This is a genomic window from Mycobacterium heidelbergense, assembly GCF_050205645.1.
Lineage (GTDB): Bacteria > Actinomycetota > Actinomycetes > Mycobacteriales > Mycobacteriaceae > Mycobacterium > Mycobacterium heidelbergense_A.
The window spans coordinates 1-21,749 of sequence record NZ_JBNMQT010000007.1; the positions used below are offsets into that span (position 1 = coordinate 1).

19 protein-coding genes and 1 pseudogene are annotated in these 21,749 nt (G+C 66.7%); 16 read left to right on the forward strand and 4 right to left on the reverse strand.

The window, feature by feature from the left end:
• On the reverse strand, nt 1–951 hold a 951-nt coding region (locus ACQI5H_RS09420; protein ID WP_427079345.1), incomplete at its 3' end, for a PPE family protein.
• Nucleotides 952–1,582: 631 nt separating this feature from the next.
• Here ACQI5H_RS09420 and ACQI5H_RS09425 point away from each other — a divergent pair.
• The 3 genes from ACQI5H_RS09425 to ACQI5H_RS09435 all read left to right on the forward strand — a co-directional run bounded on the left by ACQI5H_RS09425 (nt 1,583) and on the right by ACQI5H_RS09435 (nt 5,123).
• Nucleotides 1,583–2,260, forward strand: a complete 678-nt coding sequence (locus ACQI5H_RS09425) for a TetR family transcriptional regulator (RefSeq protein ID WP_427079134.1) — start codon at nt 1,583–1,585, stop codon at nt 2,258–2,260.
• A gap of 126 nt (nt 2,261–2,386) precedes the next feature.
• On the forward strand, nt 2,387–3,091 hold the full coding sequence (locus tag ACQI5H_RS09430; protein WP_427079346.1) for a TetR family transcriptional regulator: 705 nt from the start codon (nt 2,387–2,389) through the stop codon (nt 3,089–3,091).
• Between the two features lie 43 nt (nt 3,092–3,134).
• The gene (locus tag ACQI5H_RS09435; RefSeq protein ID WP_427079135.1) at nt 3,135–5,123 is read left to right on the forward strand and encodes a hypothetical protein; all 1,989 of its coding nucleotides are present in this window, start codon (nt 3,135–3,137) and stop codon (nt 5,121–5,123) included.
• On the opposite strand, the gene ACQI5H_RS09440 is transcribed toward ACQI5H_RS09435, so the two are convergent.
• Together ACQI5H_RS09440 and metG are read right to left on the reverse strand one after the other, a co-directional pair.
• Nucleotides 5,120–5,482 carry a PAS domain S-box protein gene (locus ACQI5H_RS09440; protein ID WP_427079347.1) on the reverse strand — a complete coding sequence of 121 codons (363 nt, stop codon included), beginning with the start codon at nt 5,480–5,482 and terminating at the stop codon, nt 5,120–5,122. The two genes, ACQI5H_RS09435 and ACQI5H_RS09440, sit on opposite strands and share 4 nt — an antisense overlap.
• Before the next feature lie 109 nt (nt 5,483–5,591).
• The gene (gene metG / locus ACQI5H_RS09445; protein WP_427079136.1) at nt 5,592–7,145 is read right to left on the reverse strand and encodes a methionine--tRNA ligase; all 1,554 of its coding nucleotides are present in this window, start codon (nt 7,143–7,145) and stop codon (nt 5,592–5,594) included.
• A gap of 18 nt (nt 7,146–7,163) precedes the next feature.
• Here metG and ACQI5H_RS09450 point away from each other — a divergent pair, with 18 nt between their 5' ends.
• From ACQI5H_RS09450 to ACQI5H_RS09470, 5 genes are all read left to right on the forward strand, one after another.
• Complete coding sequence (locus ACQI5H_RS09450) at nt 7,164–8,012, forward strand: TatD family hydrolase (protein WP_427079137.1); 849 nt, start codon at nt 7,164–7,166, stop codon at nt 8,010–8,012.
• A gap of 179 nt (nt 8,013–8,191) precedes the next feature.
• Nucleotides 8,192–9,319, forward strand: coding sequence for a transglycosylase family protein (locus ACQI5H_RS09455; protein ID WP_427079138.1), 1,128 nt, complete (start codon nt 8,192–8,194; stop codon nt 9,317–9,319).
• Entirely contained in the window at nt 9,283–10,248 is a 966-nt protein-coding gene (gene rsmA / locus ACQI5H_RS09460) for a 16S rRNA (adenine(1518)-N(6)/adenine(1519)-N(6))-dimethyltransferase RsmA (RefSeq protein ID WP_427079348.1), read from the forward strand. Before ACQI5H_RS09455 ends, rsmA begins: the two co-directional genes overlap by 37 nt.
• 36 nt (nt 10,249–10,284) lie before the next feature.
• The gene (locus ACQI5H_RS09465; RefSeq protein ID WP_427079139.1) at nt 10,285–11,244 is read left to right on the forward strand and encodes a 4-(cytidine 5'-diphospho)-2-C-methyl-D-erythritol kinase; all 960 of its coding nucleotides are present in this window, start codon (nt 10,285–10,287) and stop codon (nt 11,242–11,244) included.
• A gap of 279 nt (nt 11,245–11,523) precedes the next feature.
• A complete protein-coding gene (locus ACQI5H_RS09470; protein WP_427079140.1) occupies nt 11,524–13,158 on the forward strand; it encodes a fatty acyl-AMP ligase in 1,635 nt (544 codons plus the stop codon).
• 14 nt (nt 13,159–13,172) lie between these two features.
• On the opposite strand, the gene ACQI5H_RS09475 is transcribed toward ACQI5H_RS09470, so the two are convergent.
• Entirely contained in the window at nt 13,173–13,772 is a 600-nt protein-coding gene (locus ACQI5H_RS09475; protein ID WP_427079141.1) for a TetR/AcrR family transcriptional regulator, read from the reverse strand.
• A 136-nt stretch (nt 13,773–13,908) separates the two neighbouring features.
• Between ACQI5H_RS09475 and ACQI5H_RS09480 the strand changes: the two genes are divergently transcribed.
• From ACQI5H_RS09480 to ACQI5H_RS09515, 8 genes and pseudogenes are all read left to right on the forward strand, one after another.
• Nucleotides 13,909–15,474: a phytoene desaturase family protein gene (locus ACQI5H_RS09480; protein WP_427079142.1), complete on the forward strand. Its 1,566-nt coding sequence runs from the start codon at nt 13,909–13,911 to the stop codon at nt 15,472–15,474.
• On the forward strand, nt 15,471–15,797 hold the full coding sequence (gene fdxA, locus ACQI5H_RS09485) for a ferredoxin (protein WP_427079143.1): 327 nt from the start codon (nt 15,471–15,473) through the stop codon (nt 15,795–15,797). The genes ACQI5H_RS09480 and fdxA overlap by 4 nt, the downstream gene beginning before the upstream one ends.
• On the forward strand, nt 15,797–16,699 hold the full coding sequence (locus tag ACQI5H_RS09490; protein WP_427079144.1) for an SDR family NAD(P)-dependent oxidoreductase: 903 nt from the start codon (nt 15,797–15,799) through the stop codon (nt 16,697–16,699). The genes fdxA and ACQI5H_RS09490 overlap by 1 nt, the downstream gene beginning before the upstream one ends.
• 232 nt (nt 16,700–16,931) lie before the next feature.
• A pseudogene (locus tag ACQI5H_RS09495) lies at nt 16,932–17,027 on the forward strand (ABC transporter permease); the annotation flags it as partial.
• A gap of 8 nt (nt 17,028–17,035) precedes the next feature.
• A complete protein-coding gene (locus tag ACQI5H_RS09500) occupies nt 17,036–18,229 on the forward strand; it encodes an MCE family protein (RefSeq protein ID WP_427079145.1) in 1,194 nt (397 codons plus the stop codon).
• Nucleotides 18,226–19,260 carry an MCE family protein gene (locus ACQI5H_RS09505; RefSeq protein ID WP_427079146.1) on the forward strand — a complete coding sequence of 345 codons (1,035 nt, stop codon included), beginning with the start codon at nt 18,226–18,228 and terminating at the stop codon, nt 19,258–19,260. The genes ACQI5H_RS09500 and ACQI5H_RS09505 overlap by 4 nt, the downstream gene beginning before the upstream one ends.
• The gene (locus ACQI5H_RS09510) at nt 19,253–20,341 is read left to right on the forward strand and encodes an MCE family protein (protein ID WP_427079147.1); all 1,089 of its coding nucleotides are present in this window, start codon (nt 19,253–19,255) and stop codon (nt 20,339–20,341) included. Before ACQI5H_RS09505 ends, ACQI5H_RS09510 begins: the two co-directional genes overlap by 8 nt.
• Nucleotides 20,341–21,744, forward strand: a complete 1,404-nt coding sequence (locus ACQI5H_RS09515) for an MCE family protein (protein WP_427079148.1) — start codon at nt 20,341–20,343, stop codon at nt 21,742–21,744. Before ACQI5H_RS09510 ends, ACQI5H_RS09515 begins: the two co-directional genes overlap by 1 nt.
• Nucleotides 21,745–21,749: the final 5 nt, after the last annotated feature.

A 21,749-nucleotide genomic window follows, 5' to 3' on the forward strand; every position in this document is an offset into this window, starting at 1 on the left:
TGCCGCAGCCGCCCAAGGGGCAGCGGCCGCGGCCGCGCTGGCCCCCGCCGCTGCCCCTTGGGCGGCTGCGGCACCCGCGGCGCCCGCCGCGGACGCGGCCCCACTCGCCAGACCCTGACCGCTCGCGGCGATTCCGAACACCGACGACATCGCGTACAGCGGGGTGGCCGCGGCCATCAGCCAGGCGGGCATGTCGGAAGCCACGAGGCTCGTGATATCCGACGAGGTGAGCGAGGCGGCGGTGGTGGTCGCCGTGGTCGCTGCGGTCGAGGCGAGTGTGCTGGCCGAGCTGGTCGCGGGCGATGAGAGCGACTGCAGCGCGGCGGGCACCGAGGTCACCACGCTCGCCAGGTTGGCTTGCGACGTCCCGGAGATGCCGCTTGCCTGGGTGACCGCGGCCGCCTGCTCGGCGAATCCGGCGGGGTTCGTGGTTTGCGGCGCCGGGGTGAACGGCGTCACCTCGCACGCGACGGCTGAATTCGCGGCGTATTGATACATCGCTGCCGCGTCCTGCGCCCACATCTCGCCGTATTCGGCTTCGGTGGCCGCGATCGCGGCCGAATTCTGGCCGAAGAAGTTGGTGGCGATCAGCATTGCGAGCTGGACTCGGTTGGCGGTGACCGCCGGTGGCGGCACGGTCATCGCGAAGGCCGCCTCATAGACCTCGACCGCGAGCAACGCGTGACTTGCGGTCTCGGCGGCCCGCGCGGCGGCGCCGGTCGTCCACGCCACATATGGAGCGAATGCGGACGCCATGGTCAGCGACGAGGGGCCCATCCAGCGGGTGGTGGTGAGTCCGGCGATCACCGACCGGTAAGCGCTTGCGGCGGAATGCAATTCGGCCGCCAAGTTATCCCAGGCCACCGCCGCGGCCGCGAGCGATATCGGCCCGGGCCCGGCATACATCCGCGCGGAATTGATCTCCGGCGGAAGCGCACCGAATTCGATCACGCCAGCCCCCGGGTTCCGGCGGGCCGCGGTCCAGCCTGCGCGCCATCCTCGCCAACGAGCGTCGGCCGTCCACACATACTCGCAGCATGAGTAGAACGCCATCTTGCTGACGATGGGTATTTCGCCCGTCGACCCAGGATCTTGGTCCCCCCAGTGCGCGGGCCCTCCGGCGTGACGATGGTCGGGCGGGCGGCCGTGACCACGTTTCCGCTGCTCATCGCGGCTGCCGATGCCGGTGGCGCGTCGGCCGAGGCCTCCGGCGCAGTTGGCTGCGTGATGACGAACGGCATGCGGTCCCCTCGAGAGCTCGGCGCCATGATGCAAACTGACAGCCATACAATAACACATAAAAAATACTTATGGAACGGAAAACGGGTAGGATCCTTGTGACGGGTATCTAGACGGGCTCGGGGCCGGTTTGCATGGTCCGGGGACCTCGTCCTGATAACCTCTTAGGTGGCCAAACGCCGCCCGAGAGACGCCGGCGAGTAGTTCGCCTTGGACCGCTGGAAGAACCAGGTGTGTGCGCCGCTCGAGGAGGGCATCAACAACGTGAAGGCGATCGACCCAGCTCAGGGCACCCGTGGCGATCGCGATCTCGCGGCGGCGGACAACTGAGTCGTCGGTTTCGATGTCCACCCACCCACCCGACGGACGCGCGGATGCGACGCGGCGGCAGATTCTGCGGGCCGCCTCGCACCAGTTCGCGCAACGCGCCTACCACGAGGTCGGCCTCGACGACATTCTCGCCGAGGCCGAACTGACCAAGGGCGCGATGTACTTCCATTTCAAGTCCAAGCACGCGCTGGCCGTCGCGATCATTGATCAACAGACCGAGGCCGGTACGGCCGCCGTCCAAGACCTGATAACGCGGGGACTTTCCGGCCTGGAGACCCTGATCGATTTCTCCTACCTCATCGCCGTCCAGGACATCAAGACCGATCGAGTCCGGGCGGGACTGAACCTGATCGAATCCGTCGGTCGTTCGGAAGGCCTGCAGGAGAGGTTGTTGGACGAGTGGGTCAAAGCATTGGCCGCAGTCGTCGAGCAGGCCGTCGGCGAGGGTGACATCGACGACCGGTGCGACCCGGAGGATGTCGGGCGCCTGATCGTTTCCCTGCAGATAGGGCTGCGAAAAACCAGCAACCTAGATCAACCGGAGCGGTTTTTGCTCGACCTGGAAAAATGCTGGGCCCTGCTGATGGCCGGGATCCTGCGACCGGACCGCGTCGAATACTTCCGGCAATTCCTCAGGCGGCGTGCGGCACTGGCGATCAACGCCAATTCGACCGATCCCGACTCCGGGTAACAAGACCGCGACGTACCCGACGGCCGCTGATCGCCGTGGCTGTTAACCTTGATCGTCTTGCGGGGCGATGCGAAACGTGACCGACGAATCCGCGTACCCGACGAGATCCCGGAGGTATTAGGGGCGATGGCGCGGCAGGTTCGGTCGGAAGCCACTCGGCGAAAGATTCTTAAAGCCGCGACCGACGTGTTCGGAGAGGTCGGGTATGCGGCCGCCGGGTGGGGCACGATCATCGAACGCACGGGGATGACCAAGGGCGCCCTCTACCATCACTTCGATTCGAAGGAATCGTTGGCGTCGGCGATCATCGAGGAGGGCTCCGGCACGCTCGCCAACGCCTATCGGAACGCGTGCGGTTCGTCATCGCCGGGCCTGGAGAACCTGCTGCACGGTACGTTCACGATCGCCGATGTGATGACCTCGGACGAAACCGCCCGCGCGGCCGTGCAACTCACCGCGACACTGAGTGGTTTCAACGAAGCCGCCGCGAACTTCTGCGCGGCTTCGGTTCAGCTGATGACCGCCGAGGCCCGGCGGGCCATCGCCGAGGGGGACCTCCGCAAGGACCTCGACCCGCAAGTGGTCGGCGAATCGATCGTCGGCGCCATGTTCGGAGCGCGATTGCTATCGAACGCGATATCTGCCGTCGACACAAAAGAAGGCGTCGTCTGCGACCTCAGCGAGCGCTTGATTCGGATTTGGGAACTCCTGCTTCCCGGCATCGTCTCAGAAGCTTCGCTCGGCTATTCCCGGGAATTCCTTGCTCGCGAAGCAATGCGCCATGCCCGGCTGGCCGCCGCGCGCACCGAGACCGTGCCGGAAACCGATTAGGCATCTGCCGATACCGCGATTCAATTACCGCGCGCATTCAACAATGCATACTGTTCCGGTGATGAACCGGAAATATGCGAGCCGAGTTATTGCGCTGGCTGGTGTGGTCGGATTCTTGGTCATGAGCGCCCCGGTATCGCAGGCCGCGCCCGGCGACGCGGGCGCGACCGAGTCAACGACGTTGGCGCTGGCCGACGTTGGGTCCTCGTCCACCTTGTCGTTCTGGGGATTCACCAGCTCCCAACAGCTCAGCGTGCCGGTGCTGCACGGGCTCACACCCACCGCGCTCAACGCGACCGTCGAACTGCCGATCAATATGCGGTCCGGCCAGCTCACCGTCACCCAGGGCGAGCGCACGATTGCGCGGCTGAACCTGCCCACCACCGATCAAGCGCCGATCGTCCTCCCGCTGACCGGAGCGGAAGTCGCCGACAATTGGGTATCGGTGACGGTGCGTTCCTACCTGGTGCCCCTGGACGGATTCTGCTTGTACCCGGAGAGCCCGCTGCGTCTGGTCAACGGAACGATCAACTACACCGGGGTCGAACAGCCGCCCACGACGGTGGCCCATTTCTTGCCGCCGGTGCTGCGCAAGCTGACCATATTTCTGCCGCAGGCGCCGTCAACGGCTGAGTCCGACACGGCAATTCAACTCGCCACGTCGGCGGCCGCGCACTACGGCAGGCAGGCTCCCGAGATCGCGGTGGTCCCGTTGCCCGACGGACAGCAGGCGCCGCCGACGCCGCCGCAACCGCTGGAACGCCAGGTCGTCGTCAAAGAGGGGTCGGACGCCGGGCTTTCCCTGCAGGGCAACACCGGTGTGCCATGGCTGTTGATCTCGGGGCCCCTCGGGCGAACCGACGAATCGGATACCGCGCTGCTGTTCAACGACCTGTCGCGGCTGGCCCTTGTCTCCAGGGCATCGGCGGAATCGTTGAAGACCACCCCGCAGCTACCCGGCGACAACGCCACGCTGCGCGAACTGGGGCAGCCCTTCGCCAACGCCACTTCGCTGCAACCGCGGGTGTCAATTGGATTGGACCAGACCAAGTTTGGCAGATCCGTGCACGGGGTGCGCGTGCATCTGCAGGGGTCGTATACCCCGACGCCGGCCAACGTCGGCGGCCAGATCACCGCCAACATCGGCGCGGAGAGCATCGACCATTGGCCCACCGACGGCCACGGCGCCATCGACCACTGGATCGACGTGCCGGATCGGCTGCTGCAGCGATACACCAGCCTTGACGTAGTGCTGGATGTTGCGAGCAACATCGGACACTGCGGGGATTTCTACACGCCTGGCGCCGGCAACTCGCTGCTCACGTTGAACATCAGCGGCGACAGCACCGTGCAGAGCAGCCCCGCCGCGCCACCGGTGCCCGGCGGCCTGCAGTCGGTGCCGCAGGCGTTGATGCCCAAGGTCCAGGTGGGCATCGAGCCCCACTCGTTGATTGACACCAAGCGCGCGATCGACATCATGGTCGGCCTGCAGCGCATCAGTGCGGCGCCGATCGACACCACCGTCACAGGCGTTCAGCAGGCGCTCGATTCGTCGAATCCCGCGCTGGTGATAGCCGCCGACGGATGGAACCACTCCGACATCGCGCTTCCGGTGTCCGCCGGGCCCACCGGTCCGATCACGATCAACGCCGTCGAGTCGGGCGGCAAGCCCACCAAGCTGACACTGGACCCGTCGTTGCGGTTCGCTTCTCTCCAAACGGTTTTCAACCGCGGCCGGTCACTGTTGATCGCGACCTCCAACGGCGCGCCCTTCCAGCTCGACGAGCTGCTGCGCTGGCTCACCGGCGACAACAAGCACTGGCAGAGCCTCAAGGGCGTCGCGGCGGTGTCGGTACCGGGACAAGAGCCGGTCACCGTCGATCGGTCGCCCACCGCCGGTCCGGTCGCGGCGGCGCCCGGGCGCGGTAGTCACTCGGACCTGGCCTGGCTGTGGTGGTTCGGCGCGGGGTGGCTGGTCCTGGCCATCGTCGGGGCGGCAGTGATCGTGCTGCGCACCAGGCGCCGGACCTAGCGCTCCTCGATCCACAACTGCGCGGTCAGATCCTGGAACGTCGCGAGGGCGAATTGGTCGTCGGCCCGCCGCACGGCCGATTTACTCATCAGCGCGCGCACGACCGAGCCGTCCCGGTGTGCCAATTCGACCACCATGTTGCCCAGGGCGTGGACGACCGATAGTAAGGAATCCGAGGCCGGGGCCTCATGGAAGACCTCGTGGAACCCGAGCGCCAGAACCTCGTCCGGTGCGTAACCCACCATGTCGGCAAACGCGGTGTTGGTGAACAGGATGCTGCCGTCATGCCCGATAGCCAGCACGGGAACCGGGATCCGCTCCAGCACGACCAGTGCGGGAAGCTGCTTTAAGGTCGTCATCGGCGACTGGGTGTGTTGCCGATTACGTCGTCGCTCCACCGGCCGATTATGGCCCATGGCAGCGACCATGCCGTGCGCTTTTTCTAATACAGCGTCCGGCGGTCTTTCGTCATGCGTCTGAAGCCGGCTGGTAGCGGGGGAACACGCCCGAGGGCGCCGGCAGTGCCGTGCCGGGGGCCAGCCGCGCGCCGATGGCGCCGAACGTGCGCCGGTCTTCGTCCTGGCCGAGCAGGTCCAGCAGCTTTGCGGCCGACTCGGGCATGACGGGCTGCACCAGCAGCGCCGCGATGCGCACGGCCTCGCATGTGGTGTAGAGGACGGTACGGAACCGTGCCTGATCGGCCCCGGACTCGCTCTTGCCCAGCACCCACGGCTGCTGGGCCGAAAAGTATTTGTTCGCCTCGCCGAGCATCAGCCAGATCGCCTCGAGGGCCAGGTGCATCGCCTGAGCGTCGAAACTCGCGCGCACCCGCTCCAGCAGACCCTCGGCCGTGGTCAGCAGTTCGGTGTCGGCGGCGGTGAAATCGCCGGGCTCGGGCACCACACCGCCGAGGTTCTTGGCCACCATCGACAACGACCGCTGCGCCAGGTTGCCGAGTTCGTTGGCCAGGTCGGCGTTGATCCGGGTGACGATCGCCTCTTCGCTGTAGCTGCCGTCCTGGCCGAACGGAACTTCCCGCAACAGGAAATAGCGCACTTGATCCACACCGAACGTGTCGATCAGCGCCACCGGGTCGACGATGTTGCCGACCGACTTGCTCATTTTCTCGCCGCGGTTGAGCAGAAACCCGTGCGCGAAAACCCGTTGCGGCAGCTCGATTCCGGCCGACATCAGAAACGCCGGCCAGTAGACGGTGTGAAACCTGATGATGTCCTTGCCGATCATGTGCAAATCAGCGGGCCAATAGTGGCGGAACAACTCGGAGTCGGTATCGGGGTAGCCGACCCCGGTCAGGTAGTTGGTCAGCGCGTCGACCCAGACGTACATGACGTGATCGGGGTGTTCGGGCACCGGCACCCCCCAGTCGAACGAGGTGCGCGAGATGGACAGGTCCCGCAGGCCACCCGAGACGAAGCTGACGACCTCGTTGCGCCGCACCTCGGGCGCGATGAAATCAGGGTTCGCCTCGTAGTGGGCCAGCAGCTTGTCGGCGTACGCGGAGAGCCGGAAGAAATAGGTCTGCTCGTCGGTCCACGTCAGCGGGGCGCGGGTCTCGATGGCGATGCGGGTGCCGTCGTCGAGCAGTTCGGTTTCCGCTTCGACGAAGAACCGCTCGTCGCGCACGGAGTACCAGCCCGAGTAGGTGTCTAGGTAGATGTCGCCGGCCGCCGCCATCCGTCGCCAGATTTCCTTCGATGCCTCATGGTGGTCGGCGTCGGTGGTGCGGATGAACCTGTCGAAGGAGATGTTCAGCTTCTCCTGCAATCGCTGGAACACGTCGGAGTTGCGCCGCGCCAGTTCGGCGGTGGGCAGTCCCTCGGCCGCGGCGGCCTGGGCGACCTTGAGGCCGTGCTCGTCGGTGCCGGTGAGAAAGCGGACATCGAAGCCGTCGAGCCGCTTGAACCGTGCGATGGCGTCGGTGGCGACGTACTCGTAGGCGTGCCCCAGGTGCGGTGCGGCATTGGGGTACGTGATCGCGGTGGTGACGTAGTACGGCCTCATCGAGACTCACCCTATTGTGTGGCGGTGAGCTCCAACCGCTCCGGTAAACGAGAAGCGCCGCCGGCGCCCGAGCCGCTGGCGCCGTTGGTCGACGCCCACACCCACCTCGACGCGTGTGGGGCGAGTGACGCCGAGGGGGTGCGGGCCATCGTCGAGCGCGCCGCGGCCGTGGGGGTCGGCGCGGTGGTCACCATCGCCGACGACCTCGGCTCGGCGCGCTGGGTGACGCGGGCCGCCGAGTGGGACCCACGCGTCTACGCCGCGGTCGCGCTGCATCCGACCCGCGCCGACGCGCTCGACGACGCCGCCCGCGCCGAGATCGAGCGACTGGCCGCCCACCCCCGGGTGGTGGCCGTCGGCGAGACCGGGATGGACCTGTATTGGCCCGGCAAGCTGGACGGGTGCGCCGCGCCCGACGCGCAGCGGGAAGCGTTCGCCTGGCATATCGACCTGGCGAAGCGGTCCGGGAAGCCGCTGATGATCCACAACCGGGAGGCTGACACCGAGGTGCTCGACGTGTTGCGGGCCGAGGGCGCCCCGGAGGTCGTGATCTTCCACTGCTTTTCCTCGGACGCCGCGATGGCCCGCCGCTGCGTGGATGCGGGGTGGATGCTCAGCCTGTCTGGGACGGTGAGCTTCCGTAACGCGCGCGCCCTGCGGGAAGCCGTGCCGTTGATACCCGAGGAACAGCTTTTGGTGGAGACCGATGCCCCGTATTTGACGCCACATCCTTACCGTGGCGCAGCGAACGAGCCGTACTGCCTTCCTTATACTGTGCGGGCGCTGGCTGAACTGGTCGGTCGCCCGCCCCAGGAGTTGGCGGCGATCACCACCGGCAATGCCCGCCGCGTCTACGGACTGGCCTAGCGCGACGGGTGATTTGGGTAACACTGGCGCACACACGGTCCGCCGGAGTTGCCGAACATTGGCCGGTTCGTTACCGTCTTGTGATCGAACGAGTGGGCCCGTGGGCCCCTTTGTCGTTTTCTGCTGAATAGGTCTGAGTAGGTCGTTGAAGTGGTTGCTGAGGTCGGGGTAAGCGCGCGTTGAGTGTATTAGCGAAACTTCATCAATCCCCATCACCCATGTTGCGGCTCGTCGTCGCGGGCCTGCTCTTAGTACTGACGTTGGCCGGCGGCGTTGCCGTCTCCGCAAGCAAGACCGTGACGCTGACCGTCGACGGCATCGCGATGCGGGTGACCACCATGAAGTCGCGGGTGATCGACATCGTCGAGGAGAACGGCTACACCGTCGACGAGCGCGACGACCTGTACCCCGCCGGTGACGTCCAGGTGCACGACACCGCCAACATCGTGCTGCGTCGCAGCCGGCCGTTGCAGATCTCGCTGGACGGCCATGACGCCAAGCAGGTTTGGACCACCGCGTCCACCGTCGACGAGGCGCTGGCGCAGCTCGCGATGACCGACACCGCTCCCGCCGCGGCCTCCCGCGGCAGCCGAGTTCCGCTGGCGGGGATGGCCCTGCCGGTCGTCAGCGCCAAGACGGTCAAGATCAACGACGGCGGTGCAACCCGCACGGTGCACCTGCCGGCGCCCAACGTCGCGGGACTGCTGAGCGCCGCGGGCATACCGCTGGCCGACAGCGACCAGGTGGCGCCGAGCGCGACGGCACCGATCGTCGACGGCATGGAAATCCAGGTGACGCGCAACCGGATCCAACGGGTCACCGAGCGGGTTCCGCTGCCGCCGAACGCCCGTCGGGTCGAGGACCCCGAAATGAACGTCAGCCGGCAGGTCGTCGAGGACCCGGGCGCCCCGGGCACCCAGGACGTGACGTACGCGGTGGCCACCGTCAACGGTGTCGAGACCGGACGGATCCCCGTCGCCAACGTGGTTATCACCCCGTCCCGGGAATCGGTGGTGCGCGTCGGCACCAAGCCCGGCACCGATGTGCCCGCCGTGATCGACGGATCCATCTGGGACGCCATCGCGGGCTGCGAGGCCGGCGGAAACTGGGCGATCAACACCGGTAACGGGTATTACGGTGGTGTGCAATTCGATCAGGGCACCTGGGAGCGCAACGGCGGCCTGCGGTTCGCCTCCCGCGCGGACCTGGCGACCCGGGAAGAGCAGATCGCCATCGCCGAGGTGACGCGCGAGCGCCAGGGGTGGGGCGCCTGGCCGGTGTGCAGCGGAAGAGCTGGTGCACGCTGACCATCCGGCTACTCGGGCGCACCGAGATCAGGCGGCTGGCCAAAGAACTTGAATTTCGGCCTCGGAAGGCACTCGGCCAGAACTTCGTTCACGACGCCAACACGGTGCGCCGGGTGGTGTCGACCTCGGGGGTCAGCCGCTCCGACCATGTCTTGGAGGTCGGTCCCGGTCTCGGGTCGCTCACGTTGGCGTTGCTCGACCGCGGCGCCGCCGTCACCGCCGTCGAAATCGACCCGGTCTTGGCCGCGCGGCTGCCCCAGACCGTGGCCGAGCACTCGCACAGTGAAATCCAGCGGCTGACGGTGCTCAATCGCGACGTCTTGACCCTTGCCCGCGACGAGGTGACTACCGAACCGACGGCCGTCGTGGCCAACCTCCCCTACAACGTCGCGGTCCCGGCGCTGTTGCACCTGCTTGCCGAATTTCCCTCCATCCGCACCGTGACGGTGATGGTGCAGGCCGAGGTCGCCGAACGCCTCGCGGCCGAGCCGGGCGGCAAGGACTACGGAGTGCCCAGCGTCAAGGTGCGTTTCTTCGGGCAGGTCCGCCGCTGCGGGATGGTGTCGCCGACGGTCTTCTGGCCCATTCCCCGGGTCTATTCCGGGCTGGTTCGCATCGACCGGCACACGACCTCGCCGTGGCCAACCGACGAAGCTTTCCGGCGGCGGGTATTCGAACTGGTCGACATCGCGTTTGCTCAGCGCCGCAAGACATCTCGCAACGCGTTCGCCGAATGGGCGGGCTCGGGCAGCGAGTCGGCGAATCGCTTGCTCGCCGCCAGCATCGATCCCGCACGGCGCGGCGAAACGCTGTCGATCGACGATTTCGTCCGGCTGCTGCGGCGTTCCGGTGCACCGGGCCAAGGCGCCGCCCCGGCAAGCACGAATACCGCGCTGCGGCACGTTTCGGGGCACGCGTCCGCGAGCTGAGTAGGACGTCGACCGTTCCAGCGATAGTCTGCTGCGGTGTCCGCGTCTGACGGCAGCACCGCAACGCAGTGGGTGCCCACCGGGTCGGTCACCGTTCGGGTGCCCGGAAAGGTCAACCTCTACCTGGCCGTCGGCGATCGCCGCGAGGACGGCTATCACGAGCTGACGACGGTGTTCCAAGCCGTCTCGTTGCTCGACGAGGTGACCGTGCGCAACGCCGACGTGCTGTCGCTCGAGCTCGTCGGCGAGGGCGCCGACACGTTGCCCGTCGATGAACGCAACCTCGCCTGGCAGGCGGCCGAGCTGATGGCCGATCACGTGGGCCGGGCACCCGATGTCTCGATCATGATCGACAAGTCCATTCCGGTCGCCGGCGGCATGGCGGGCGGCAGCGCGGATGCGGCCGCGGTGCTGGTTGGGATCAATGCGCTGTGGGAGCTCAACGTGCCGCGCCGCGATCTGCGCATGCTCGCCGCGCAACTCGGCAGCGACGTGCCGTTCGCTCTGCATGGCGGCACCGCGCTGGGGAGCGGTCGCGGCGAGGAGCTGGCGACGGTCTTGTCGCGGAACACCTTTCACTGGGTGCTGACGTTCGCGGACAGCGGGCTGCTCACCCCGGCGGTGTTCGGCGAGCTCGACCGGCTCAGGGAGAGCGGCGAGCCGTCACGGCTGGCCGAGCCCGGGCCGGTGCTGGCGGCCCTGGCCGCGGGCGACCCGGCGCAGCTGGCGCCGCTGCTGGGCAACGAGATGCAAGCGGCGGCGGTGAGCCTGGACCCGGGTCTGCGGCGGACGCTGCGCGCCGGCGTGGAGGCCGGTGCGCTGGCCGGCATCGTGTCCGGCTCCGGTCCGACGTGCGCTTTCTTATGCACCTCGGCGTCGCAGGCGGTCGACATCGGCACCCAGCTGTCGGGCGCGGGCGTCTGCCGCACGGTCCGCGTCGCGAGCGGACCGGTGCCCGGTGCACGCGTCGTGCCCGCGCCGATGACCGAAGTCTGAACGGGGTGTGAAATCCGACTCAGCGGCCGCTAGAAGTTGGCGCTTCCTTAAGAGGAGTTTAAGATGACTCGCGGTGACGAGTAGCGGTAAGCAGGACCACTCGATTTCGTCGTCTGCCGGGCGCTGCGGTGGACGGCCGACGGGGTTTGCAGACTCATCACTGTTTCGAGACCCAACCGCTGCCCAACTGTGCTCGCGCGCCTGCTGCAAAGTAGCCCCCAGCAGGCGGAATATGAGATTCCGGGCGTTGGGGAATGTGCCGGAACCGAGGAGGCCTTTGTGAGCCGGTTTACCGAGAAGATGTACCGCAACGCCCGCACCGCGCGGACGGGCATGGTCACCGGTGAACCCCACGAACCCGGCCGCCACACGTGGGGCGAGGTCCACGAGCGCGCCCGGTGCATCGCGGGCGGCCTGGCCGCCGCGGGGATCGGCCTCGGCGACGCGATCGGTGTGCTCGCCGGCTTCCCGGTGGAGATCGCCCCGACCGCGCAGGGCCTGTGGATGCGCGGGGCCAGCCTCACCATGCTGCACCAGCCCACGCCGCGCACCGACCTTGCCGTCTGGGCCGAGGACACCATGACCGTGATCGGCATGATCGAGGCCAAGGCCGTCATCGTCTCCGAGCCCTTCCTGGTGGCCATCCCCGTGCTCGAGGAGAAGGGAATCAAGGTCCTCACCGTCACCGACCTGCTGGCGTCGGATCCGATCGACCCCGTCGAGGTCGGTGAGGACGATCTGGCGCTGATGCAGTTAACGTCCGGGTCCACCGGTTCACCCAAAGCTGTCCAGATCACGCACCGCAACATCTACTCCAACGCCGAGGCGATGTTCATCGGCGCGCAGTACGACGTCGACAAGGACGTCATGGTCAGCTGGCTGCCCTGCTTCCACGACATGGGCATGGTCGGCTTCCTGACCATCCCGATGTTCTTCGGCGCGGAGCTGGTCAAGGTCACGCCGATGGACTTCCTGCGCGACACCCTGTTGTGGGCCAAGCTGATCGACAAGTACAAGGGCACCATGACGGCGGCGCCCAACTTCGCCTACGCGCTGCTCGCCAAGCGGCTGCGGCGCAACGCGAAACCCGGCGATTTCGACCTGTCGACTCTGCGCTTCGCGCTGTCCGGCGCCGAGCCCGTCGAACCCGCCGACGTCGAGGACCTGCTGGACGCGGGCAAGCCGTTCGGGCTTCGGCCCTCGGCGATCCTGCCGGCCTACGGCATGGCCGAGACGACCCTGGCCGTGTCGTTCGCGGAGTGCAACGCCGGCCTGGTGGTCGACGAGGTCGACGCCGACCTGCTGGCCGCCCTGCGCCGGGCCGTGCCCGCCAGCAAGGGCAACGTCCGCAGATTGGCCACGCTGGGTCCGCTGCTGAAGGACCTCGAGGCCCGCATCATCGACGACCAGGGCGACGTGATGCCGCCGCGCGGCGTCGGTGTCATCGAGCTGCGCGGCGAGTCGCTGACGCCCGGCTACCTCACCATGGGCGGCTTCATCCCGGCCCAGGACGAGCACGGCTGGTATGACACCGGTGACCTCGGCTACATCACCGAGGAGGGCCACATCGTGGTGTGCGGCCGCGTCAAGGACGTCATCATCATGGCCGGCCGCAACATCTACCCGACCGACATCGAGCGGGCCGCCTGCCGCGTCGAGGGGGTGCGGCCCGGCTGCGCCGTCGCGGTGCGGCTCGATGCCGGTCACTCACGCGAGACGTTCGCCGTCGCTGTCGAATCCAACGCCTGGCAAGACCCGGCCGAGGTGCGCCGTATCGAGCATCAGGTCGCGCACGAGGTGGTCAGCGAGGTCGACGTGCGGCCACGCAATGTGGTGGTGCTGGGCCCGGGGACGATTCCGAAGACGCCGTCGGGCAAGCTGCGCCGGTCCACCTCGGTCACGCTCGTCAGCTAGCGCTGGCGCCTAGTTCACGACAGCGGGGACAGACCCGAGCGCACCAGCTCCAGGCACGTGGCGGCGATAACCCCCAAATCCTCGACACAGCCGTTCTGCCCCCACGTCTCCACACCGATCACCATGGCCGCGGCCAGCGTTGCGCCCGCGACGTTGGCGACCAGATCGATGTTCGGAACATCGGGGTAGCGCTGCTTGACGAAGTCGGTGATGACCGCGGCGAACGACGCCTGAACCACGCGCAGGTGGCTGGCGATCTGCTCGCCGGTGATCAATTCGGCCCGGGCGAGCGCCGCCTGCCGCACCAGCTCGATGTCGTGCGGATAGCTGGCCATGCTCGCCAGCACCGCCTCGAACACTGACTCGGAGCGGGGGCGGTGCGCGAGCGCCTCGGCCAGCCACTCCACCTGGGTGTCGTAGTCCTGGAACAGCACGGCTTCCTTCGTGGGGAAGTGCCGAAAGAACGTGCGCTCGGTGACGCCGGCCTCCTGCGCGAGCTGCTGCACGGTGACGTTTCCGAAACCCTCGCTGGCGAACCGCTTGAGGGCCACCTGCCGCAGCGCCTCATGGGTCCTGGTGCGGCGCACCTTGTGGAGGTTCTCCTTCTCGCCCATACCTCGCATCCCACCACACCGATCGGCCGGAGCCGACGTCTTCCAATTGAGTCAGTACTGACATATATTAAGGGCGCCCGCGGCTCCTGTCGCGCGGAATGGCCTCGGAGACCGAGTCGGAGAAGGAGCAGGAGCGATGACGGACTATGACGCGATCGTGGTCGGCGCCGGGCACAACGGGTTGACCGCCGCCGCGATCCTGCAGCGCGCCGGCCTGCGCACACTGTGCCTGGAGGCCAACACCTATACCGGCGGCATGGCGGCCACTGTCGAGCTGATCGACGGATTCCGTTACGAGATCGCGGGTTCCGTGCAGTTTCCCACTGCCCCGCAGATCGTCAAGGAGCTGGGGCTGGACACCCTGCCGACCGTCGATGCCGAGGTGCAGTCGGTCAACCTCGGCGACGACGGCGAAGAACCGATGATCTTCTACCGCGACCCGATGCAGCTGATGACGCACCTCGCCGAGAAGCTCGGCGCCGACGCCGTCACCGGCATGGCCGAGATGATCGGGTGGAGCCAGGGGCCCGCGAAGGCGCTCGACCGCTTCGAGGTGCGCACCCCGCCCAAGACCCTCGACGAGATGTATGCCTGCGCGGCAAACGAATCCGAGCGCAGAGCGATCCACGAGGTGTTGTTCGGGACGGCGATGGACCCCATCGACCGCTTCCTGCCCGACAAGGACAAGCACGCGGTGCTGCGCGGGATGCTCGCGTTTCTCGCCATCAACTCCACCTACCGCGGGCCTTATACCCCGGGCAGCGCAACGTGTTTGGCGTTCGCGCTCGCCGTCCCCAACGAGGGCACGGCGATGATGACGAAGCTCGAGGGCGGCATCGGCGCCCTCTGCACGCACCTGCATGAGATGTTCGTCTCGCACGGCGGCGAGGTCAGGTACCGCGCCAAGGTCGAAAAGATTCTCGTCGAAAACGGCCGGGTGACCGGTGTGCGGCTGCGTGACGGCTCACAGATCACCGCACCCGTCGTGGTATCCAACCTGTCGCCCGATTTGACCCTCATCGACCTGCTCGGCGCCGAGCATCTGCCCGCCGAGCTGGTCGCGCGCCTCAGCGGACGTGACCACCGAGCGTCGTTCGTCCAGATCCACTTCGCGCTCGACGGCTTGCCGGAATTCGCCCCGCCGTACGACTTTCTCAACGAACCGGGCATGCAGTCGTCCATCGGCATCTTCGGCTCACCCGAAGAACAGCAACGCCAATGGGAGGAGTGCAAGAGGGGAATCATTCCGGACAACCCGTCGATGGGCATGCAGATCCCGTCGGTGCACGATCCCGCCATGGCGCCCCCGGGCAAGCACGCGGCAAGCGCATTCGCCTACGCCTTCCCGGTCGAAGCCAACCGCGACCTTCATGGCCAGCTCAAGAACGTGATGGCGGAGAAGGTCATCGACAAGATCACCCGCTACGCGCCCAACTTCCGCGACATCCAGATACGGCACATCACGTTCGCGCCGTACCACATGCAGACGATGTTCGCCGCTCCCTCCGGGGACTTCTGCCACGGCCTGTTGCACCCGGACCTGATGGGGCCCAACCGGCCCGGGCCCAAGGGCTTCCTGGACCTTCCCGTCCCGATCGAGGGGCTGTACCTCGGCGGCGCGGGATGCCATGGGGGACCGGGGATTACGTTCACGCCCGGCTACAACGCGGCGCACCAGGCGCTCGAGGACATCTCTCGATGACCTACGTGGTCGCAGAACCGTGCGTCGACCTGAAAGACAAGGCGTGCGTGGAGGAATGTCCCGTCGACTGCATCTATGAAGGCTCGCGGATGCTCTACATCCATCCTGACGAGTGCGTCGACTGTGGTGCCTGCGAGCCGGTGTGCCCGGTCGAGGCCATCTACTACGAAGACGACGTGCCCGACCAGTGGCAGCACTACACCCAAGTCAACGCCGACTTCTTCGGGCAGCTCGGCTCACCCGGCGGCGCGGCCAAAGTCGGCCCGTACGAGCATGATCCGCCGGGGGTCACCGGGCTCCAGCCAATGGAAAGGCAGGCATAGTGACACGACCCCTCGACGGCACGGTGGCCCTCGTCACCGGCGCGAGCCAGGGCATTGGCCAGGGCATCGCGCTCGAGCTCGGCCTGCAGGGCGCCACCGTCTGGCTCACCGCCCGAAGCGCCGCCGGCCTCGAGAAGACCGCCGACCAGATCCGGGAGCTCGGCGGCACCGCGGTGGCCCGGCCCTGCGATCACGCGGACGACACCCAGGTCGTGGCCGTGTTCGACGAACTGCGTCGAGACGCGGGCCGACTCGACGTGGTGGTCAATGTCGCATCGCCGGACTTCACATCGATGGTGGGCCAACCGTTTTGGGCATTGCCCTTCGAAGCGATCACCGACAGCCTCGCCGTCGGACCGCGCGCGAACTTTGTGACGTCGGCGCTGGCCGCGCCGATGATGATCGAGCAGGGGGGTGGACTGATCGTCAACATCTCCTCGCACGGCAGCGAGGACTACATACTGTCGACGCCCTATGGGGCGGCCAAGGCCGCCATCGAGAAGATCACTCACGACACCGCGCTCGAGCTGCGCGAGCACCACGTGGCGGTGATCGGATTGTGGCCGGGCTTGGTGCTCGCCGACCGCATCCTCGCCTTCGCCACCGAGGGCCCGTCCGGGTCGCGCCAGCTGTTCGGCCTCGACCTCGACATCTGCGAGTCGCCACGATTTCCGGGTCGCGCCGTGGCCGCACTGTTCACCGACCCCGACCGCATGGCCCGTACGGGCCGATCTTTCTTCGCCTCTCGCCTCGCCCGCGAATACGGCTTCACCGATGTCGACGGCCACCTGCCGCCGGAGGTGCGACTGCTGGTCGACTATCTCGGCGACGGCAATGTGCCCGAGTATTGGCAGATGGTCGAGCGGTTCGGCCGGGGTTTCGCCGAGCCGTCGCCGGCCTGAGCGGGCCCGTCATCGCGGTTTCCGTCCTGTCCAAAATTTGTCAGTACTGACGTCTTCCAATTAGGTCAGCACTGACATATTCTGGCGTCAGCCCGCCGGGGTGGGTCGCCGGGATCATTCGGACAAGGAGCTGCAGCGATGACGGATCGTCACGCGGTTCCCGCAGTGCGCGGTTGCGATGGCAACTAGCTCCGCGGTTCGGTGTTGGCCGGGTATGACGTTGGGGCGCAACGCGGTACGCACCTCGCTCGTCGTCGTGGCAGTCGTGACCCTCTTGGTATCGCCGGCCGTCTACGGCGCCAACGGCAACTTCAACCTGTCCGGGTGAGGGAATCGATGTCTGGTCGTGCCGTTCGTCCGATGCTCGGGCTGGTGACTCTCGCGACGATTGCCGGGATCGTCGCCATGACCACCAGCCTGTTCCGGGGCGACTTCTCCGACAGCGTGCCGGTCACCGTGCTTTCGCCGCGCGCCGGGTTGGTGATGGATCCAGACGCCAAGGTGAAGCTGCGCGACGTGCAGGTCGGTACCGTCGCCTCCATCGAGGAGCAGCCGAATGGTCAAGCGGCCCTTCACCTGTCGATCGACCCGTCGAAGCTACGGCTGATTCCGGCCAACGTGCTCATCGACATCACCTCGACGACTGTGTTCGGCGCGAAGTTCGTGCAGCTGGTTCCGCCGGCGGATCCCTCGCCGCAAAAGGTGCACCCGGGTCAGGTCCTCGAGGCCAAGAACGTCACGGTGGAAATCAACACGGTGTTCCAGGAACTGACATCGGTGCTTTCGAAGATCGAACCGGAGAAACTCAACGAGACGCTCGGCGCGCTTGCCTCGGCGCTGGGCGGCCGCGGTCACAAGGTCGGCCAGATGCTTTCGGACCTGGATTCGTTTTTGGCCACGCTGGATCCCAGCCTTGCCAATCTCGGCCACGACGTCGCCGCCGCGCGGCAGGCGTTCACTGCCTACGCCGACGGTGCGCGCGACCTGGTCGAGGTCGCCGACAACGCGACACGGATCGGCCAGACCGTCGTCGACGAGCAAGCCAACCTGGATGCGCTGCTGATCAGTGCGATCGGATTGGCGGACATCGGAAACGATGTCGTGGGCGACAATCGGCACGGCCTGACCGATGTGGTTCATCTGTTGGTGCCGACCACCGATCTTGCCAGCCAGTACCACGAAGCGCTCAATTGCGCGGTAGCCGGACTGGTGCCGATGGCCAAGAACCCGCCGCCGCCCGAACCCGGCGTGGTGGTCTCGGTCAGTTTCACACTGGGCATCGAACGCTATCGATACCCCGGCCATTTGCCGAAGGTTTCGGCCAAGGGCGGACCGCATTGCGCGGATCAACACCTACCGGCCGTGCCGCCCGACACGGCTCCGCCCTTCGTGGTCACCGACGTGGGCGCCAATCCGTGGCAGTACGGCAACCAGGGCATCCTGCTCAACTCCGACGGGCTGAAACAACTGCTGTACGGGCCGATCGATGGGCCACCGCGCAACTCCGCTCAGATCGGACAACCGGGATGAGCCGCTCGGTGCGCGCCACCTTTCTCAAGTTCGGGGTCTTCTGTGTCGTGATGGCGACGCTGACCGCGGTTCTCTTCTTCATCTTCGGCCAGTACCGCACCGGCGCGACCAACGGCTACTCCGCGGTCTTCGCGGACGTGTCGCGCCTGAAGACCGGCGACTCGGTGCGTGCGGCCGGGATCCGGGTGGGCACGGTCGACAGCGTCGAATTGCGCCCGGACCAAAGCGTTTTGGTGAAGTTCGACGCCGACCGCGGCGTCGTCCTCACCAGCGGGACCAAGGCGGCGGTTCGCTACCTCAACCTGGTCGGCGATCGCTACCTCGAACTCGTCAACGGCCCAGGCTCGACCGGGGTGCTGCCGGCCGGGGCGCAGATCCCGGTGGACCGCACCGCGCCCGCGCTCGACCTCGACCTGCTCCTCGGCGGCCTGAAACCCGTTATCCAAGGCCTCAATCCGCAAGATGTCAACGCGCTCACCGCATCGCTGGTAAAGGTCTTCCAGGGCGAGGGTGACACGCTCGACTCGGTATTTTCGAAGACGTCGTCGTTCTCGAATGCGTTGGCCGACAACAACCAGACGATTCAGCAATTGATCGACAACATGCACGCGGTGCTCGCCACGCTCGTCAAGGACGGCGACAAGTTCTCCAACGCCATCGACCGGCTCGAGCGCTTGACGTCCGGACTCTCCCAAGACCGCGATCGGATCGGCGCTGCAATCGAATCACTGGACAACGGAACCGCGACCATCGCCGACCTGCTCCGAATCGCGCGGCCACCGTTGGCCGGCACGGTAGAGCAACTGGATCGGCTGGCTCCGCTGCTGGATCAGGACAAGGACCGATTGGACGCCGCCCTGCAGCGGGCGCCGGAAAACTACCGCAAGCTCGCCCGGCTCGGGGCATACGGCAGCTTCATCCAGTTCTACATCTGCGGAATGTCCGTCCGGGTCACCGACCTGCAGGGCGAAACCGCTGTGTTCCCTTGGCTTAAGACACAAGGAGGGAGGTGCGCGGAACCCAATGCTTAAGTACGGCGGTTCGCACCTGACCCGGGCGGGTTTCATCGGCATCGTCCTCGTCACACTCGTCATCGCCGTGGGCCTGCAGCCCGGGCGGCTGTTGTCGTTGGCTACCTCCGTCCGCTACCAGGCGTTGTTCTCCGAGGCCGGCGGGCTCGAGGTCGGCAACGACGTGACGACATCGGGCATCAAGATCGGCACGGTGTCGGATATCGCGTTGCGCGACGGCGAAGCCTTGGTCACGTTCACCGTCAAGGGCAAGGTGCGGCTCGGATCGGACAGCACCGCGCACATCAGGACGGGCTCGCTGCTGGGGCAGCGGGTGCTCACCCTCCAGTCGGCGGGGGCTCGGCGACTGCGCCCGTCCGACCTGATTCCGCTGTCGCGCACCTCATCGCCGTACTCGCTGACGGAGTCGGTCAGCGACCTGACGACCAACCTTGCCGGGACCGACACCGCGTCGCTCAACCAGTCGCTGGACACACTGTCGGCGACGATCGACCGCGTCGCACCGCAATTGGGGCCGATGTTCGACGGCCTGACCCACCTGTCGGAGTCGCTCAACGGCCGCAACCAAACTCTCGGCGAGGTCTTGAAGAGCACCAGCACCGTGACCGGCATCCTGTCGCAACGCAGTCAGCAGATGAACACGTTGATCCTCAACGCCAATGCGCTGGTGGGTGTGCTGGCCCAGCGCCGCGAGGCGATCGTCGAACTGCTCGCCAACACCTCCGCGGTGTCCAAGCAGCTGTCGGGGCTGGTGCACGACAATGAACAAACGCTGGCACCGACGCTGCAGAGGCTCAACTCGGTGACCGCGATCCTGGAGAAGAACCGCGACAACATCTCCAAAGCCCTTCCGGGCCTTGCCAAGTTCGAGATCACCCAGGGCGAAGCGGTCTCCAGCGGGTTCTACTACCAGGCCTACGACCCCAATGTGATGCCGCCGCAGTTCGTGCAGCCGTTCCTCGACTACCTGTGGGGTTTCCGCCGGGGCAACATCCCCGGGCAGCCGCCCGACAATGCCGGCCCGCGGGCACTGTTTCCGTTCCCGTACAACGGGATTCCACAGCATCAGGGACAACGATGATGCCCCGGAACAAACTAGTCGTGGCGGTGGCGATTGCGTTGATCGGGCTGGGCGTCGGAGCAGCGGCTTTCCTTGTCCACCAGTCCTTTTCGCGCTCGAAGACGATCACGGCCTACTTCACCACCGCGACCGCTATCTATCCGGGCGATCAGGTGCGGGTCTCCGGCGTCAGGGTCGGCAAGATCACGTCGATCCACCCGGAGGGCGGCACGGTCAGGCTGACCATGCACCTGGATCGCGACGTACGCATCCCCGCCGACGCGAAGGCGGTGATCGTCGCCCAGAACTTGGTCGCGGCGCGTTATGTCCAGCTGGCCCCGGCGTACCACCACAGCGGCCCGACGATGCCCGATGGCGCCGTGATTCCCGTGGAACGCACCGCGGTCCCGGTGGAATGGGACGAGGTGAAGACCCAATTAACGCGCCTTGCCACCGAATTGGGCCCCACCAGTCAGGTGTCGGTCCCGTCGATGGCCCGGTTCATCGACAGCGCCGCCAACGCATTGAACGGTAACGGGGACAAGCTGCGCCAGACGCTGGCTCAACTGTCGGGGGTGGGAAGGATCCTGGCCAACGGCAGCGGCAACATCGTCGACATCGTCAACAATCTGCAAGTCTTCGTCACAGCGCTGCGCGACAGCGACCAGCAGATCGTTCAATTCGAGAATCGGCTGGCCACGCTGACCAGCGTGCTCGACGACGGCCGCTCCGACCTGGACGCCGCGCTGACCGATCTCTCGAGCGCGGTCGGGGAAGTGCGACGATTCGTTTCGGGCAGTCGTAACCAGGTCTCCGAACAGATCCAGCGATTGGCAAACGTCACCAACAACCTCGTCGAGCACCGCACGGACCTCGAGAACCTCTTGCATGTGGCACCGAACGCGTTCGGCAATTTCTACAACGCCTACAACCCCGACACGGGCGACGCCATCGGATCGATCGTGTTCAACAACTTCTCCAGCCCGGTGCAGTTCATCTGCGGGCAGATCGCGGCGATCGAAAACGTCACCGCGGGCGAGAGCGGGAAGCTGTGCGCCGAGTATCTGGGCCCCGCGCTGCGATTGCTGAACTTCAACTATCCGCCGATCCCGTCGAGTCCGTTCCTGATGAAGTCGGCGAACCCGGACAACATCATCTACTCCGATCCCCGTCTGGCGCCCGGCGGCGAGGGGCCCAATCCGGGTCCGGCGGAGACGCCGCCCGCGGTGTCCGCGTACTCGGGGCTGCCCGGTGATACCCCGCCGGCGGTACCGCCACCGCCGCCGCTGGGGCGCATACCGGGGCTGGCGCAACCCGAGCCGCCGCCGACGACCGCGACGGGGACTGTGCCGCAAGCGGTCCCGGCGCCCGCACCGGCGAGTTGGCAGGACCTGTTGCTTCCATCGGGAAGGCCGGGCCCGTGAGCGGG